The organism is Mycolicibacterium tokaiense (assembly GCF_010725885.1).
GTDB lineage: Bacteria > Actinomycetota > Actinomycetes > Mycobacteriales > Mycobacteriaceae > Mycobacterium > Mycobacterium tokaiense.
Genome location: NZ_AP022600.1, coordinates 4,152,302 through 4,168,158 on the forward strand (window position 1 = coordinate 4,152,302; position 15,857 = coordinate 4,168,158).

17 protein-coding genes are annotated in these 15,857 nt (G+C 68.2%); 11 read left to right on the forward strand and 6 right to left on the reverse strand.

All coding sequences use genetic code 11. The annotated features are described in order from the left end of the window. Window positions 1-169: 169 nt before the first annotated feature. On the reverse strand, window positions 170-1,738 hold the full coding sequence (locus tag G6N58_RS20240; RefSeq protein WP_115277518.1) for an amino acid permease: 1,569 nt from the start codon (window positions 1,736-1,738) through the stop codon (window positions 170-172). Between the two features lie 166 nt (window positions 1,739-1,904). On the opposite strand from G6N58_RS20240, the gene G6N58_RS20245 reads away from it, so the two are divergent. The 10 genes from G6N58_RS20245 to G6N58_RS20290 all read left to right on the forward strand — a co-directional run bounded on the left by G6N58_RS20245 (window position 1,905) and on the right by G6N58_RS20290 (window position 9,873). Further along, window positions 1,905-3,272 carry a glutamine synthetase family protein gene (locus tag G6N58_RS20245; protein WP_068919756.1) on the forward strand — a complete coding sequence of 456 codons (1,368 nt, stop codon included), beginning with the start codon at window positions 1,905-1,907 and terminating at the stop codon, window positions 3,270-3,272. Further along, window positions 3,259-4,008, forward strand: coding sequence for a gamma-glutamyl-gamma-aminobutyrate hydrolase family protein (locus tag G6N58_RS20250; RefSeq protein ID WP_068916403.1), 750 nt, complete (start codon window positions 3,259-3,261; stop codon window positions 4,006-4,008). The genes G6N58_RS20245 and G6N58_RS20250 overlap by 14 nt, the downstream gene beginning before the upstream one ends. After that, on the forward strand, window positions 4,005-5,363 hold the full coding sequence (locus G6N58_RS20255; RefSeq protein ID WP_115277517.1) for an aldehyde dehydrogenase family protein: 1,359 nt from the start codon (window positions 4,005-4,007) through the stop codon (window positions 5,361-5,363). The genes G6N58_RS20250 and G6N58_RS20255 overlap by 4 nt, the downstream gene beginning before the upstream one ends. 2 nt (window positions 5,364-5,365) lie before the next feature. Further along, window positions 5,366-6,139, forward strand: a complete 774-nt coding sequence (locus tag G6N58_RS20260; protein ID WP_115277516.1) for a 3-oxoacyl-ACP reductase — start codon at window positions 5,366-5,368, stop codon at window positions 6,137-6,139. 4 nt (window positions 6,140-6,143) lie between these two features. Then, complete coding sequence (locus G6N58_RS20265; RefSeq protein WP_115277515.1) at window positions 6,144-6,875, forward strand: FadR/GntR family transcriptional regulator; 732 nt, start codon at window positions 6,144-6,146, stop codon at window positions 6,873-6,875. An 11-nt stretch (window positions 6,876-6,886) separates the two neighbouring features. Next, a complete protein-coding gene (locus G6N58_RS20270) occupies window positions 6,887-7,216 on the forward strand; it encodes an ArsR/SmtB family transcription factor (RefSeq protein ID WP_407664139.1) in 330 nt (109 codons plus the stop codon). Window positions 7,217-7,316: 100 nt separating this feature from the next. Then, entirely contained in the window at window positions 7,317-8,000 is a 684-nt protein-coding gene (locus G6N58_RS20275) for an energy-coupling factor ABC transporter permease (protein WP_115281387.1), read from the forward strand. Further along, a complete protein-coding gene (locus G6N58_RS20280) occupies window positions 7,997-8,353 on the forward strand; it encodes a PDGLE domain-containing protein (protein WP_115277514.1) in 357 nt (118 codons plus the stop codon). The genes G6N58_RS20275 and G6N58_RS20280 overlap by 4 nt, the downstream gene beginning before the upstream one ends. A 3-nt stretch (window positions 8,354-8,356) precedes the next feature. Beyond that, entirely contained in the window at window positions 8,357-9,133 is a 777-nt protein-coding gene (gene cbiQ / locus G6N58_RS20285) for a cobalt ECF transporter T component CbiQ (protein WP_068916409.1), read from the forward strand. Beyond that, window positions 9,130-9,873 carry an energy-coupling factor ABC transporter ATP-binding protein gene (locus G6N58_RS20290; protein ID WP_068916410.1) on the forward strand — a complete coding sequence of 248 codons (744 nt, stop codon included), beginning with the start codon at window positions 9,130-9,132 and terminating at the stop codon, window positions 9,871-9,873. Before cbiQ ends, G6N58_RS20290 begins: the two co-directional genes overlap by 4 nt. A gap of 20 nt (window positions 9,874-9,893) precedes the next feature. On the opposite strand, the gene G6N58_RS20295 is transcribed toward G6N58_RS20290, so the two are convergent. From G6N58_RS20295 to G6N58_RS20315, 5 genes are all read right to left on the reverse strand, one after another. Beyond that, window positions 9,894-11,273 (reverse strand): HNH endonuclease signature motif containing protein, encoded by a 1,380-nt coding sequence (locus G6N58_RS20295; protein WP_163908292.1) that lies wholly within the window; start codon window positions 11,271-11,273, stop codon window positions 9,894-9,896. A gap of 165 nt (window positions 11,274-11,438) precedes the next feature. Then, the gene (locus G6N58_RS20300; RefSeq protein ID WP_264037758.1) at window positions 11,439-11,813 is read right to left on the reverse strand and encodes an ArsR/SmtB family transcription factor; all 375 of its coding nucleotides are present in this window, start codon (window positions 11,811-11,813) and stop codon (window positions 11,439-11,441) included. A 19-nt stretch (window positions 11,814-11,832) separates the two neighbouring features. After that, window positions 11,833-13,248, reverse strand: a complete 1,416-nt coding sequence (mtr, locus tag G6N58_RS20305; RefSeq protein WP_115277512.1) for a mycothione reductase — start codon at window positions 13,246-13,248, stop codon at window positions 11,833-11,835. An 18-nt stretch (window positions 13,249-13,266) separates the two neighbouring features. Then, complete coding sequence (locus tag G6N58_RS20310; RefSeq protein WP_115277511.1) at window positions 13,267-14,262, reverse strand: alpha/beta hydrolase; 996 nt, start codon at window positions 14,260-14,262, stop codon at window positions 13,267-13,269. Between the two features lie 4 nt (window positions 14,263-14,266). Beyond that, on the reverse strand, window positions 14,267-15,202 hold the full coding sequence (locus G6N58_RS20315; RefSeq protein WP_163908294.1) for a TIGR03564 family F420-dependent LLM class oxidoreductase: 936 nt from the start codon (window positions 15,200-15,202) through the stop codon (window positions 14,267-14,269). Between the two features lie 88 nt (window positions 15,203-15,290). On the opposite strand from G6N58_RS20315, the gene G6N58_RS20320 reads away from it, so the two are divergent. Continuing rightward, complete coding sequence (locus tag G6N58_RS20320; RefSeq protein ID WP_163908296.1) at window positions 15,291-15,851, forward strand: TetR/AcrR family transcriptional regulator; 561 nt, start codon at window positions 15,291-15,293, stop codon at window positions 15,849-15,851. Window positions 15,852-15,857: the final 6 nt, after the last annotated feature.

Below are 15,857 nucleotides of genomic sequence, written 5' to 3' on the forward strand. Positions count from 1 at the left end.
TCCGTTTCGAATGCTCGTCTGTTTCGTTGCATGTCGCACGGCAGGCCAGGCGACTGACTGCCTATTAACCAGTCCGTCACCGGATCAAACCGGGCGAGACCGTCGTCACACGGCCCGCGCCCCTCGGTCGGGGACTCGAGGGGCGCGGGGGTTCAGGTGTCGGAGACCGTCAGGACACCCCCTCGAGAGTGTCGCCGGGGGTGTCCACCTGCTTGATCGGGCCCGTGAACCAGTGCTTGACGGACACATGCCAGTAGACGAACAGCAGCACCAGGACACCGCCGACCAGCAGCGGGGTGTAGTTGACGAACTTCCACTCGAAGCTGGGATCCCAGGGCATACCGCCGAGGGACGTCGGGAACATCGCGATGATCGAGGTGACGACGATCTCGATGAGCGCGATCGGCGCCAGCCAACGGTGGTGTCCGCGCAGGTTCCAGCGGCCGACCTCGAACGCATCGCCCATCCGCCACCGTAGGTAGATCGGCACCGCGAAGCACAGGTACAGCCCCACCACCCCGATGGAGACCACTGCGAAGAACGCCACCGGCACCGGGGCGCCGTTGATGTCCACCTCCACCAGCGCGGGCAGGGTGATCAGTGCAGCCAGCACCGCCGTGACCACCACGGCATTGGCGGGCACCCGGGCGTGGTTGACCTTCGACCACAGCTGGTGGCCCGGGACCGCGCGGTCCCGGCTGAAGGCGAACAGCATGCGCGAGGCGCTGGTCTGACAGGCGGTGGTGCAGAACAGCTGCCCGGCGGTGGAGATCAGCAGCACGATGCCCACCCATGAGGAGTCCATCGCCTGGGTGAAGATGGTGACCACGGCACCGCCACCGGCCGAGACCGCGTCGGCGTCCTGCACCGCGAACAGGAATGCCAGCAACAGGATCCAGCCGCCGATGGCCGAGTAGAAGATGGACCGCCAGATGCCTTTGGCGGCTGCGTCGGCCGCACTGTGGGTCTCCTCGGACAGGTGCGCCGACGCGTCGTAGCCGGTGATCGTGTACTGCGTGAGGATCGCGGCGATGGGCAGCACGAACAGCAGCCAGCCGATGTTCTTCTCACCGCCGAAGATGCCCGAGTTGTTGATGGTCTGGGCGAACACGTCGGAGAAGCTGGCGTGTTGCTCGGGTACCAGGAACAGGATCAGGATCACCGCCGCGGCGCCGGCGACATGCCACCACACCGAGATGTTGTTGATCACCGCCAGCAGGTGCGACGAGAAGATGTTGATGATCGCCACCGCCGCCAGGATCACCACGAACATCACGAACGTGCGGGTCAGGCTGTAGCCGGCCAGCCAGTCCTCGCTGAAGGTGCCCAGGGTCAGGTCCAGGAAGGTGGCGCTGCCGTAGGCCACCGAGGCCAGGATGGCGATCAGGCCGATGAGGTTGAGCCAGCCGGTGTAGAAGCCGGCCTTGGGACCGCCGAGTTTGGCCGCCCACCAGTAGATGCCGCCGGAGGTGGGGAAGGCCGACACCAGTTCGGACATGCACAGCCCGATCATCAGGATGAAGACCGAGACGATGGGCCAGCCCCACGCGATGGCCGCGGGGCCGCCGTTGTTCCAGCCCAGGCCGAACGAGGTGAAGCAGCCGGCCAGGATCGAGATGATGGAGAACGAGATGGCGAAATTGGAGAAACCGGACCAGGTGCGCGAGAGCTCCTGGGTGTAGCCCAGCGTGGCGAGGTGTCGCTCGTCCTCGTTGAGGTATTCGTGGCCTTCGGGCACCGTAAACCCTCCTTGGTGTACAGGTGGAGGCCCTGTGACCCGGGTCTCACTGAAGGGCACGATAAGCCCGCCAATGGTCTGGTGTCCTACCTTTGGGTGACACAAATCGGTGAAATTTCGGGGTGAATCAGGCGGTGATCGTTATCCAATGGTTGACTTTGCGGTCATGGGCGTGAATTCAGGACTGTTGTCCCAGCGCGAGCTGGAAGAGCTGGTGGCTGCCGGCGACATCGACACCGTGATCGTGGCGTTCGCCGACATGCAGGGCCGGCTGACGGGCAAGCGGATCTCGGCGCGGCTGTTCGTCGATGATGTCGCCGCGCACGGGGCCGAGTGCTGCAACTACCTGCTGGCTGTGGACGTCGACAACAACACCGTCGACGGGTACGCCATCTCCAGCTGGGAAACCGGGTACGGCGACATGGTGATGACGCCGGACTTCTCCACCCTGCGCCTGCTGCCGTGGCAACCCGGTACCGCCCTAGTGATGGCCGATCTGTCCTGGACCTCCGGCGAACCGGTGGTGCAGGCCCCGCGCAGCATCCTGAACACGCAGTTGGCCCGCCTCGCCGACCGCGGACTCGACGCCGTGGCCGCCACCGAGCTGGAATTCATGGTCTTCGACAACACGTTCCGGGACGCCTGGAAAGCGGGCTACCGGGGGCTGACGCCGGCGACGGACTACAACATCGACTACGCGATGCTGGCGTCCACCCGCATGGAGCCGCTGCTGCGCGACATCCGCCTCGGCATGGAGGGGGCGGGTATGTACTGCGAGGGCGTCAAGGGGGAGTGCAACCTCGGTCAGCAGGAGATCGGTTTCCGCTACGACCATGCCCGCACCACCTGCGACAACCACACGATCTACAAGAACGGCGCCAAGGAGATCGCCGACCAGCACGGCAAGAGCCTGACGTTCATGGCGAAGTTCGACGAGCGTGAAGGCAACAGCTGCCACATCCACATCTCGTTCCGGGGCACCGACGGTTCGGCTGTGTTCGCCGATGACGCCGACCCGCTGGGCATGTCGTCGATGTTCCGCAGTTTCGTCGCAGGCCAGCTGGCCACGCTGCGCGAGATGACGCTGTTCTACGCGCCGAACATCAACTCCTACAAGCGTTTTGTCGACGGGAGCTTTGCGCCCACGGCCATCGCCTGGGGGCTGGACAACCGCACCTGCGCTCTGCGCGTGGTGGGTCACGGCCCGGGCATGCGGATGGAATGCCGAGCACCGGGAGGAGACGTCAACCAGTACCTGGCCGTGGCCGCCCTGATCGCCGGTGGCCTGCACGGGATCGACGCCGGCCTGGAACTCGAGGAGCCGACGTCGGGCAACGCGTACACCGGCGGGGCGGACCGGCTGCCCACCACCCTCGGTGAGGCCGCGGCGTTGTTCGAACAGTCCACGGTGGCGCGCGAGGCCTTCGGTGACGAGGTGGTGGAGCACTACCTCAACAACGCCAGAGTGGAGCTGAAGGCCTACAACTCGACAGTCACCGACTGGGAGCGGGTGCGTGGTTTTGAACGTCTCTAAACCTGTACTCGGACTGACCACCTACCTGCAGCAGGCCCAAACCGGGGTCTGGGATGTACTGGCCAGCTTCCTGCCGGCGATCTACCTCGAGGGCGTCACCCGGGCCGGCGGGATTGCCACCCTGCTGCCGCCGCAACCGGTCGACGAGACGGTGGCCGCGCGGGTGCTCGACGGCCTCGACGGGCTGATCATCACCGGCGGCCGGGATGTGAACCCGGCTGCCTACGGCCACGGCGCCCACCCCACCACCGATGCGCCCGCGCTGGAACGCGACGCCTGGGAATTCGCGCTGCTGCGTGGGGCTTTGGCGCGCAACATGCCGGTGCTGGGCATCTGCCGCGGCGCCCAGGTGCTCAACGTCGCACTCGGCGGCACGCTGCACCAGCACCTGCCCGATGTGCTGGGCCACACCCGCCACCAGGCCGGCAACGCGGTGTTCACCACCTCGACGGTGCGCACCGTGCCCGGCACCCGGACAGCCGCGCTGATCGGGGAGTCCACCGACGCCCAGTGTTATCACCACCAGGCCATCAACACGCTGGCTCCCGGGCTGCTCATCAGCGCCCAGGACACCGCCGACGGGGTGATCGAGGCCGTCGAGGTGGACCCCGCCCTGTACCCGCATGCCTGGGTGGTGGGCGTGCAGTGGCACCCGGAGGAACGGCTCGACGATCTGCGGCTGTTCGCCGGGGTGGTGGCGGCAGCCAGGGAGTACTCAACAGAAAGGGTGTCATGAGCACGTTGATCAACCCGGCCACCGAGGAGGTGCTGCGCGACGTCGAACAACTCGACGCCGACGCGGTGGACGACGCGGTGGCGCGGGCGCAGGTGGCCCAGAAGGCCTGGGCCGCCGCCGCACCGGCAGAACGGGCCGCCGCCCTGCGCGCGTTCGCCGCCGCAGTTGATGCGCACGTCGGCGAACTCGCAGCCCTCGAGGTGGCCAACTCCGGGCACCCCATCGGAGCCGCCGAGTGGGAGGCCGGTGCCGTCCGCGATGTGCTGCAGTTCTACGCAGCCAGCCCGGAACGCCTGTCCGGCAGCCAGATTCCCGTCGCCGGTGGGCTCAACGTGACCTTCAACGAGCCCATCGGGGTGGTCGGGGTCATCACCCCGTGGAATTTCCCGATGCCCATCGCGTCCTGGGGTTTCGCGCCGGCGCTGGCAGCCGGCAACGCCGTGCTGATCAAACCCGCCGAATGGACGCCGCTGACCACCATCCGCCTCGGCGAACTGGCCCTCGAGGCCGGGTTGCCCGCCGGTCTGTTCCAGGTGCTGCCCGGCAAGGGCTCGGTGATCGGGGAGCGCTTCGTCACCCATCCGGATGTGCGCAAGCTCGTCTTCACCGGCTCCACCGAGGTGGGCACCCAGGTGATGGCCAAGGCCGCGAGCCAGGTCAAGCGGGTCACCTTGGAACTCGGCGGCAAGAGCGCCAACATCGTGTTCGACGACTGCGACCTCGAGCGTGCTGCGGCCACCGCCCCCTACGGCGTGTTCGACAATGCTGGTCAGGACTGCTGCGCACGCAGTCGGATCCTGGTGCAGCGCAACGTCTTCGACAAGTTCATGGAGCTGCTGGAGCCGGCCGTCAAGGGTGTGGTCGTCGGCGATCCCGCCAACCGGGACACCGAGATGGGCCCGCTGGTGTCCAAGAAGCACTGGCAGTCGGTGGCCGGGTACGTGCCCGACGACGCACCGGTGGCGTTCCGCGGCAGCGCGCCCAGCGGCCCGGGCTACTGGTTCCCGCCGACCGTGCTGACCCCGCAGCGCACCGACCGCACGGTCACCGAGGAGATCTTCGGACCGGTGGTGACGGTGCTGCCGTTCGAGGACGAGGCCGACGCCATCGCGCTGGCCAATGACACCGAATACGGTCTGTCCGGCTCCATCTGGACCGACAACCTGTCCCGGGCGCTGCGGGTGTCGCGTGCCGTCGAGGCGGGCAACCTCAGCGTCAACTCGCACTCCTCGGTGCGGTACAACACCCCCTTCGGCGGGTTCAAGCAATCCGGTCTCGGTCGCGAGCTGGGCCCGGACGCGCCACTGCATTTCACCGAAACCAAGAACGTCTTCATCGCGATCGGAGAGAAGTAACGATGGATCTGACCCAGCGACTGGCCGGCAAGGTCGCCGTCATCACCGGCGGCGCCAGCGGAATCGGTCTGGCCACCGCCAAGCGGATGCGGGCCGAGGGGGCCACCATCGTCATCGGGGACATCGACCCGTCGACCGGCAAGAGTGTGGCCGAGGACCTCAATGGGACCTTCGTCAAGGTCGACGTGTCCGATCAGGCCGAGGTCGACGCCCTGTTCGACACCGCGGCCGAGACGCACGGCTCGGTGGACATCGCGTTCAACAACGCCGGCATCAGCCCGCCCGAGGACGACCTGATCGAGGTCACCGGGATCGACGCCTGGGACCGGGTGCAGGACATCAACCTCAAGTCGGTGTTCTTCTGCTGCAAAGCCGCTCTGCGGCACATGGTTCCGGCGCAGAAGGGCGCGATCGTCAACACCGCCTCGTTCGTCGCGGTGATGGGGTCGGCCACGTCCCAGATCTCCTACACCGCGTCCAAGGGCGGGGTGCTGGCGATGTCGCGCGAACTCGGGGTCCAGTACGCGCGGCAGGGCATCCGGGTCAACGCGCTGTGCCCCGGGCCGGTGAACACCCCGTTGCTGCAGGAACTCTTCGCCAAGGATCCCGAGCGGGCCGCCCGCCGGTTGGTGCACGTGCCGGTGGGCCGGTTCGCCGAGCCGGAGGAGCTGGCTGCCGCGGTCGCCTTCCTGGCGTCTGACGATGCGTCCTTCATCACCGCGTCGACGTTCCTGGTCGACGGCGGGATCAGCGGCCACTACGTCACCCCGCTCTGACGACATGAGCGCCGACCCGGACGTCCCGTACTCAGCAGAGGCCAGCGACGCCCTGCTGCGTCCGGTGCGTCCGGGCAACGCGTTCGAGGACACCGTGGAGCGGCTGCTGCAGACCATCCGGCTCGGCGTGCTGGCGCCGGGGGAGTCGCTGCCGCCGGAGCGTGAACTCGCGGTGCGCCTGGGCGTCAGCCGCGACACCGTGCGTGAGGCCATCAAGTCGCTGGCCGAGGCCGGTTACCTGGTGTCGCGACGTGGTCGCTACGGCGGTACGTTCCTGGCCGAGCAACTGCCTGCACTGCCGGACCGGCACCCCCGGGTGGGCCGTGACGAGATCGATGACGCCCTGCGCCTGCGCGAGATCCTGGAGTCCGGCGCCGCCCGGATGGCCGCCGCCCGCACCCTGACGGCCACCGAACGCGAGGAACTGTGGGGCCGGCTGACCGACGTCCGCGATGCTGCGCTGGAGGACTACCGGAGGCTGGACTCGCGGCTGCACCTGGCGATCGCCGCGGCGGCCGGGTCACCGTCGCTGGTGCCGCTGGTGGCAGAGAACCGGATGCGGATCAATGTGCTGCTGGACCAGATCCCGCTGCTGGCCCGCAACATCACCCACTCCAATGAGCAGCACGAAGCGATCGTGATCGCCATCCTGGCCGGTGACGAGGATCGCGCCGCGGAGGCCATGCGCGCGCATGTCGCGGGCTCGGCAGCCCTGTTACACGGATTCTTGGACTAAATTTGATACCCGTGACCTCCCCGGGTGATCAGACGCCGATGCACAGGGCATCGTCCGCGCTGGCCGACGTCGACATCTCGGGGTGGACCCTGCGCTTCGATCTGTTGTCGGACCCGAACCGGTTGGAGATCCTGCTGGCGTTGCACCGGGCGCCGGGAATCTGTGTGGGTGACCTGGCAGCGGCGCTGGGGCGCTCGGAGAACGCGGTGTCGCAGGCGCTGCGGATCCTGCGGCAGCAGGGCTGGGTCACCTCCACCCGGGTGGGTAGGCAGGTCAGCTACAAGCTGGAGGACCACACCGTGCACGACCTGCTGCACTGGATAGGTGCGGCGCACGGCTGAGCTGCCCGATCGGGCAGGTTGGCGTCCTGTTCATATGTACAACTAGACAGGTGTTCCCGGTCGGTCTTAGGCTCGCTCGGTGACCATCGTCAACCAGGCCATGCACATGAGCGACGGGATCGTCAACGCTCCCGTGTCCATGGGCTTCATCGTGATCGCCGTCGCGGCGCTGGTGGTGTGCGCGTGGCGGGCCCGGACCGAGCTTGATGAGCGCACGGTGCCGCTGGCCGGCCTGGTGGCGGCCTTCGTCTTCGCCGTCCAGATGGTCAACTTCCCGATCCTGCCCGGCGTGAGCGGTCACCTGCTCGGCGGGGCGCTGGCCGCAATCCTGGTGGGGCCGTTCACCGGCGCGCTGTGTATCGCCATCGTGCTGGTGGTGCAGGCACTGCTGTTCGCCGACGGCGGCGTCACCGCACTGGGGACCAACATCGTGAACATGGCGGTGATCGGCGTGGCCGCCGGGTACGGCACCGCCGCCCTGCTCTACGCCGTGGTGAAACGGCGCCACGCCGGTTCGGTGCCCGCCATCGGTGCCATCGCCTTCGTCTCTGCGGTGGTCGGAACGGTCTGCGCAGCACTGGGATTCGTGCTGGAGTACGCCGTCGGCGGGGCCGCGCAGGCGTCGCTGGGCACGGTGGCGGCCTACATGTCCGGCACCCACGTGCTGATCGGAATCGGTGAAGGCGTGATCACCGCGCTGACGGTGATGGCGGTGGTACGGGCCCGCCCCGATCTGGTGTACCTGCTGCGCGCGGCCCGCCGGGACCAGAAGGTCGACGCATGACCACGACCGCACGCGCGCAGGGCAAGACATTCTGGATCGCCTTCGCGGTGGTGACCCTGCTGATCGCCGGTGTGGTCTCCTACTTCGCCAGCTCGCAGCCCGACGGCCTGGACTCGGCCACGCTGCAGGGCTGTGAGGTGGTGCAGACCGCCGAGGGTGAGGAGCTCACGGGCTCCTGCATCGCGCAGTCGGCCACCGACCACTCCCTCGAGCATTCACCGCTGGCCGACTACACGGTCGCAGGCGGGGAGAACACCGGCGGGCTGGCCGGGATCATCGGGGTGGCGGTCACCCTGACCCTGGCGTTCGGGGCGTTCTGGTTGATCGCCCGCAGCCGCAAGTCGAAGGGCTGAGCGGTGGGCGCGGGCCACGCTCACCCGCTCTACCGGCACGCCGGCGGGCCGCTGCACCGGTTACCGGCCGAGGTCAAAGTGGTGGCCCTGGTGGTCTTCGTCCTGGCCGTCGTCGCCGCCCCCCGGCAGATGCTCTGGCCCTATGCGATGTTCGCGGCAGTGCTGGTGGCGGTGTGGGCGGTGGGCCGGATCCCGCTGCGCTGGATCCTGCCCCGAATGCTGATCGAGGCGCCGTTCGTGGTGCTGGCGGTGCTGCTGCCGTTCTCCGAGGGCGGCGAGCGCATCACGGTGGCCGGCCTGCAGCTGTCCGTTGCGGGGCTGTGGGCGGCGTGGGGGATCGTCATCAAGGGCACCCTGGGTGTGGCGGCGTCGCTGACGCTGGCTGCCAGCACCACCGCTGCCGAGCTGCCCCTGGCGCTGAGCCGGTTGGGGGTGCCCGCCATGATGACCTCTGTGCTGGTGTTGATGATCCGCTACGTCGATCTGCTGGCGGCCGAGCTGGCCCGGATGCGGATGGCGCGGGTGTCGCGGGGCGACTCGCCGCGCGCGCTGCATCAGGCCGGCGCCATCGCCAAGGGCGTGGGGGCGCTGTTCCTACGGTCCTACGAGCGCGGTGAGCGGGTCTACGTGGCCATGCTGTCGCGCGGATTCGACGGGCGGATGCCGGAACTTGCCGGGGTCGCGGCGGTGCCGAGAGCCACCACCACGCAGTGGACGTTGGCGCTGCTGCCCGCGGCCGCCGGGGTGGCCGTGGCAGGCAGTGCGTGGGTGCTGCGATGACGCCCGCGGTGCGCGTGCGCGAGCTGCATTACGCCTATCCCGACGGCCATCCCGCCCTCGACGGCGTGGATCTCACGGTGGCCGCAGGCGAGCGGGTGGCGCTGCTGGGCCCCAACGGAGCGGGCAAGACCACGCTGATGCTGCATCTGAACGGCGTGCTCACCGCAGCGTCGGGGAGCGTGGAGATCTCCGGTGTTCCGTTGTCACGCAAGACGGTCCGCGACATTCGCCGCCGCGTGGGGCTGGTTTTCCAGGACCCCGACGATCAACTGTTCATGCCGACGGTCGCCCAGGACATCGCCTTCGGACCCGCCAACTTCGGGCTGACCGGTGCGGAGCTGGCGCAGCGCGTGCGCACCGCATTGCGGGCTGTTGACCTGACCGAGCTCGCCGACCGCAGCCCGGCACACCTGTCCGGCGGACAACGGCGCCGCGCCGCCCTGGCCGCGGTGCTGGCGTGCGAACCCGAGATCCTGGTGCTCGACGAGCCGTCGGCCAACCTCGACCCGGTGGCCCGCCGGGAGTTGGCGCAGACCCTGCAGCAGTCGACGACCGAGCGGACCATGCTGCTGGTGACCCACGATCTGCCGTACGCCGCGCAGCTGTGTGAGCGGGCCGTCATCATCGACCACGGCCGGGTGGTCGCCGATGGGGACATCCGGTCGGTGCTCGGGGATGCCGCGCTGCTGGCGCAACACCGCCTCGAATTACCCTGGGGATTCGAGGTTCCCGCGCGCTGACCGCGTTGTTCCGCGGCTCATCACGGGTCGTGGTCGGGGTCGATGATCCGTTCGGGGTGGTGCAGGTTGTTGGTGCGGGGTTGGCCGCGGTCGAGCTCGGGTGGTGGGGTCCATTCGGTCACCCCGTCTGTGGGGCGGTTGCGTGTTGACCATCCCAGGGCATCGACCATCCTGTTGTCCGGCCCGCAGGCCAGGGTGAGCTCGTCGATGTCGGTCTGTCCGCCGTGTTGCCAGTCTGTGTTGGCGTGGTGGACCTGGGAGCGGTAGGCGCTGGCGGTGCAGCCGGGCATGGTGCAGCCGCGGTGTTTGGCGAGCAGCATGAGGCGCTGGGCCATCGAGGCGGTGCGTCGGGAGCGGCCGAAGTGCAGGGGCAGGCCGTTGCCGTCGAACAGGGCGAGCCACGGGCGGGAGTGGGCGGCGAGTTTGAGGACATCGGAGATCGGCAGGCGGGTGCCGCCGGCGGTGATGCCGTGTCCGGTGCCTTGTTCGAGGTCGGTGAGGTTGGCGACGATGATGACGTTGGCGGGTAAGCCGTTGATGGTGCCGACGGGCGTGGTGCTCAGGAGCTGGCGGCATATCCACATCAGGGCATCGTGGTTGCGCTGCCCCTGGGTGCGGGTGTCGGCGCGGGTCTGCTCCTCGCTGGGGGTTCCGGTGACGCAGGGGTTCTCGTCGGTGGGGTTGCACATGCCGGGGGCGGCGTGCTGTTCGATGATGGGTTCCATCAGCGCCCAGGCTTCTGGGGTGAGCTTGCCTTTGACCGGGATCAGGCCGTCGGCGTCTTGCTTGCCGTGGTGGAAATAGCTTTGGGCGACGCGATCTGCATCGGAGAATATGCCGTCCTGGTTGAGCAGGTAGGCCAGGTGGTTGGCGGCGGTGACGAATCCGTCGACGGTCAGCCTGCAGGCGTGTTTGGCCAGTTCGGTTTCGGCGCCGTCACGGGTCGGGGCATCGATGGCCTGGGGCAGCTTGTGGAAGAACGAGGTGATCTTGGTGATGTGCTCGGTGCTGATCAATCCGTCGGCTTGGCCGTGGGCCACCGTCGGCCATAGCGGGGCCAGGGGTTCGCCGGTCAATCCCACGCGGGGGCCCAGCAGGGCGGCGTGCTTGAGGCGTCGTGACGCTTCGGCGGCACTGATGCGTAACCGCGTGGACAGCACCTTGGTGAAGCTTTTTGCGCCCAGCTGTTTCGGCGTGCACTCGGTTGTGAGGCGTTGATAGACCTTGTGATCGATGACGGGTTGTTGCCAGGACAGGGTTTCTCGACGCTGTTGCAAGTCCAGCAACTCCAGAGGGGTGAAGGCGTCGATTGACAACGAGTTCATCTGGGCCTGAGGGGTTTCCATCTGGGTCAGGGCAGCCAGCATCGCCTCTTTGTCCTCGAGTGCGGAGCTGCCCATGCCTCGAACATACGGATCGCCACTGACAAGAATCGGCGCGGTGTGACACCAGATGCTCAAGTGGCGCAGGGGTTTAGGTGCCCATCGCAGGCTACGCCGAGACCGACGAAATACCGGATCGCACTCGCGCAAATGGGCCCGTGTGTCGGTATGGGCGAGAAGGAGCTACCCCGTCTCGCCGGGGAGCGGCCGGACATGAGAGTCATGGCGGTGGTGCCCCGGGACGCCGGGCCCGGCGTGTTCGGCGTTGTACACGGCATCGACCACCAGTTGGCGCACGTGCTCGTTTTCCAGGCGGTAGATCACCTGCGTCCCCTCGCGACGGGTGCGCACCAGCCGCGCCATGCGAAGCTTGGCCAGGTGTTGGGACACCGAAGGGGCGGGCTTGCCGACGTGCTCAGCCAGGTCGTTGACCGAACGTTCTCCCGTCGTCAACGCCCAGAGGATCTGAATGCGGGTGGTGTCGGCCAACATCCGGAACACCTCGACGATCAGGCCGGCCTGATCGTCGGGCAACCGATCCTGATCACCTGCGCTCACAACCCGACCCTAGCGAATCTCAGTGCCGCTTGGGCGGCGGCCACGCGGGCTCACCACACAGGGCCAGCAGCGCGTTCTCGATCACCTCGGGCAGGGCGGGATGGATCCAGTACTGCCCGCGAGCCATGTCCTGGCCGCCCAACCCGAAGCTCATCGCCTGGATCAGCGGCTGGATCAACGACGATGCCTGATGGCCCATGATGTGGGCACCGAGGATCGTCCCACTGTCCTGGTCGACGACGATCTTCACGATACCGGTGGTGTCCTCCATCGCCCAGCCGTAGGCCACGTCGCCGTAGTCCTGCACCTTGGCGCCGACGTTGTATCCCGCTGCCCTGGCCTCGTTCTCGGTCAGCCCGACCATGGCGATCTGCGGATCGGTGAACACCGCCGAGGGCACGTACCGATGGTCGGAGGCCACCAGCGTGTCGGTGTCATCCCAGTCGGCCAGCAGGTTGTGGCGCACCACGCGCGCCTCGTGATTGGCGACGTGCTTGAGCTGGTATGGCGAGCTGACATCGCCGAGGGCGAAGATCCCGCGGGCGGTCGTGCGCTGGTACTCGTCCACCCGGATCAAGCCGTCGTCGTCGAGTTCGACGCCGGCCAGCTCAGCAGACAGCAGGTCCCCGTTGGGAATTCGTCCGGTCGCCACCAGAAGTGCATCCCCGGCCAGCACGGATCCGTCGTCGAGTTCGAGTTCGACGCCCGAGTCGCACGGACGGGACCCGATGACGTTGCGGCGGCTGTGGATCTCCCACTTCTTGCCGGCCACATCGGTGAACCGCTCGCAGATCGTGTCATCGCAGTGTGTCAGCAGCGCGGACCCGCGGATCACCATCGAGATCCGCGTACCCAGCGCCGAGAAGACGTGGGCGAACTCGGCGGCCACGAAACCGCCGCCGACGATGACCAGATGCTCGGGCAGATCGGAGATCCGCATGATGGTGTCGCTGGTGTAGTACTGCACGCCGCACCCCGCGATGGCCTCCGGCACCGAGGCGCGCGCACCCGCGGCGATCACCACCTGATCGGCGGTGAACTCGTCACCCGCTTCGGTGCGCAGCAGGTGTCTGCCGTCGCTGCGGGTGGGGCCGAAGCGGGTGTGGCTGTCGTACACGGTGACGTTCGGAGACGAGCGCCGGTAGCGTTCACCGCCCAACGCGATCGGATCGATGCGGCCGAAGACCCGCGACACGATGTCGCTCCAGCGCACCTTGTCGATGTGGGCGTCGATGCCGAATCGCGCCGAATCGCGAATGGTGGCAGCCACTTCCGCGGCGTAGACGAACATCTTGGTGGGGATGCACCCGACGTTGAGGCAGGTGCCGCCGAAGGCGCCCTGCTCGCAGATCGCCACCTTCTTCCCCGCGTAGCGCTCGTCGAGGATGCTGTTGCCCGAACCGGTGCCGATGATGGCGAGATCGAAGTGTTCCATGTACGCAGTCCTGTTCGGTCAGCTGACGGGGGAGGTGTCGACGTAGAGGTCCAGCCACCGCTCCAGCTCGCGGTAGGCCGCGGCCCGCGGTGCCGAGAGGGACAGGAACACATCGTGTTTGGCGTCGACGATGGGTGCCACGGTGGTGTGGGTGCCACCGACACACCCGGCCCAGCGGGCGATCTGCGCCACGTCCAGCACGGCGTCGCCGGTCTCCAGCGACGCCGCGTTCCGGGACTCGGAGATGCTGTGGTCCGAACGCAGGATCAGATTGGGCACCCCGACGTCCAGCCCGCGGTGCAGTCGCGCGTGGCCCCGGCGGATCGCGTTGATCCAGCCGAAGGTGACCGGGAAGCCGCCCACCGGTTTGAGGGCCAGGTCGTAGTCGAATTCACCGGCGTAGTCCCGGTGCAGCGAGGTGCCGTAGCCACCGGGGGTGGGTTTGCGTATCACCTGCCGCTTGCGCAACCGGGCCAGGCCCCGCAGCGCCGCACCCGTCGGTGGAGTCCGCAGGATCGACGGGCCGTGCAGGTCGAAGAACGGGCTGTTGAGCACCAGTGCGCCGATGCCCAACGCAGCGGTCGCGTCCCGCCGGCGTACCCGGTCCAGCCACAGTGTGACGATCAGCCCACCCGCGGAGTGGCCGTACACGCACACGGTGGCGTCCTCGGTCTCTCGGCGGATGATGGTGAGCGCGCGTTCCAGTTCGGTGTCATAGCTTGCCAGGTCGGTGGTGAAATGCGGGGTCTGGCCCTCTCTCCAGGATCTGCCGCACTTGTTCAGATCCAGGGCGTAGAACGCGAATCCCCGGTCGGTGAACCGCTCGGCCAGTTCGGTGTGGAAGAAGTAATCGGTGTAACCGTGCACCGCCAACACCGCGTGCCGGGGCGTGCCGCTGCTCTGCGCGGGCCGCACCAGGGTCGAGAAGAGGTCGCCCTCGCCGTGCGGATCGGCGCCCAGCTCGATCGTGGTCTGCACGAACCCTGGCAGGACGTCGGGATCCCATGCCGTCACGGGTTCACTGTAGCGGCGCCGGCTCCCGTTGCAGACCGGCGAGCAACGCACTGGTGCGGCGCATCGTGTCGGGGTCGCCGACGAGGAATCCGACGAACTCGGTGACCCCGATGTCGGAGAACCGGCGCAGCTGCGCCGCCACCTGCTCCTCGTCGCCCACAACGGCTACCCCGCCCACCCCGTCGACTCCTTCGCGGTCCAGCACGCCCCGGTACGAGGGCATCTCCGCGGTGTAGCTGAAGGCCTCCGACAGCGAGTGTCGAACCCCATCGACGTCGTGGGTGACGACCACGGGCAGCGCGGCGATCACCTCGGGAGCGGGCCTGCCGAGGTGTGTGGCGCGGGTGGTGATCCGGGGGACGACGTGCTGTTCCAGCGTTCGGGGGCCGGTCCAGGTGGTGACGGTGCCGTCGGTCAGCTCGGCGGCGAGGTCGAGCATGCGCGGTCCGAGTGCGGCGATGACCACCCGCGGTGCCGGTGCGGCCAGCTCGACACTGCCGACGGCTGTCAGCTGGCTGCCGTGGTAGTCCACGGCGTCGCCGGCCATCGCCGGGATGAGGATCTCCAGGAATTCGCGCATGTACTGCGCGGGCCGGGTGAAGGGCTGCCCCAGCGCTTCCACCATCGTCTGATGACCGGTGCCGATACCGAGCGTCAGTCGCCCGTCGACCGCGGTGTTGGTGGTCATCGCCTGACGCGCCAGCGTCAGCGGGTGCTGGTGATAGGCGACGTTGACGCTGGTGCCCAACTCGATGCGGCGGGCGTGCTGTCCGGCCAGCGCCAACGCTGTCAGCGCGTCCCACGGAGCCAGGCCCGGCACCGGCGGCAGCTGCGGCAGCCAGGCGCGGTGGAAGCCGCCGGCGTCGGCCTCGGTGACGGAACCGAGCACCGTGGTGAGCGTGATGGTGGCGTCGGGCAGAGCCATGGCGGAGATGTGCACGGTGATGCTCCTCGGGGTGACGGATAGTATTCGGAGAGTGTCTCCGCTCAATATATGGAGACTGTCTCCGCTTGTCGACAGGAGGGTCATGCGCGCTGACGCCGCACGCAACCGACGGCGGGTGCTCGAGGCCGCCCACCAGGCCTTCGCGAGATCCGGGGTGTCGGCCTCGCTGGACGACATCGCCCGCGCGGCCGGGGTGGGTCCGGGCACGCTGTACCGGCATTTCCCCACCCGCGACCTCCTGGTGCTGGGCGTCATCGCCGACGGCCTGCACGACCTGGCCGACCGCGCCGCCGGGCTGCTCGACCACCCGGACCCGGCGGAAGCGCTCCAGATCTGGTTGCAGGCGTACGTCGAACAGGCCGGGCTCTTCGACGGGCTGGCGCGCAGCCTGGTGGCCCCGCCCGACGGTGGCGAGGGCAAACAGGCCTGTGATGCGGCCAGTGCCGCCGGCGCAGCCCTGCTGCAGCGCGCCGTGGACGCCGGCGCGCTGCGGCCCGATACCGGCGCCGGCGACGTGCTGGACATGGCGGCGGCGATCGCATGGGTCAGCGAGCAGCCCGACCGTGACGTCGACCAGCGCAACCGGCTGGTGCGGATTCTGGTCGACGGACTGCGTGCCCCGTCACATTCCCACGCGGGCTAACCTGGG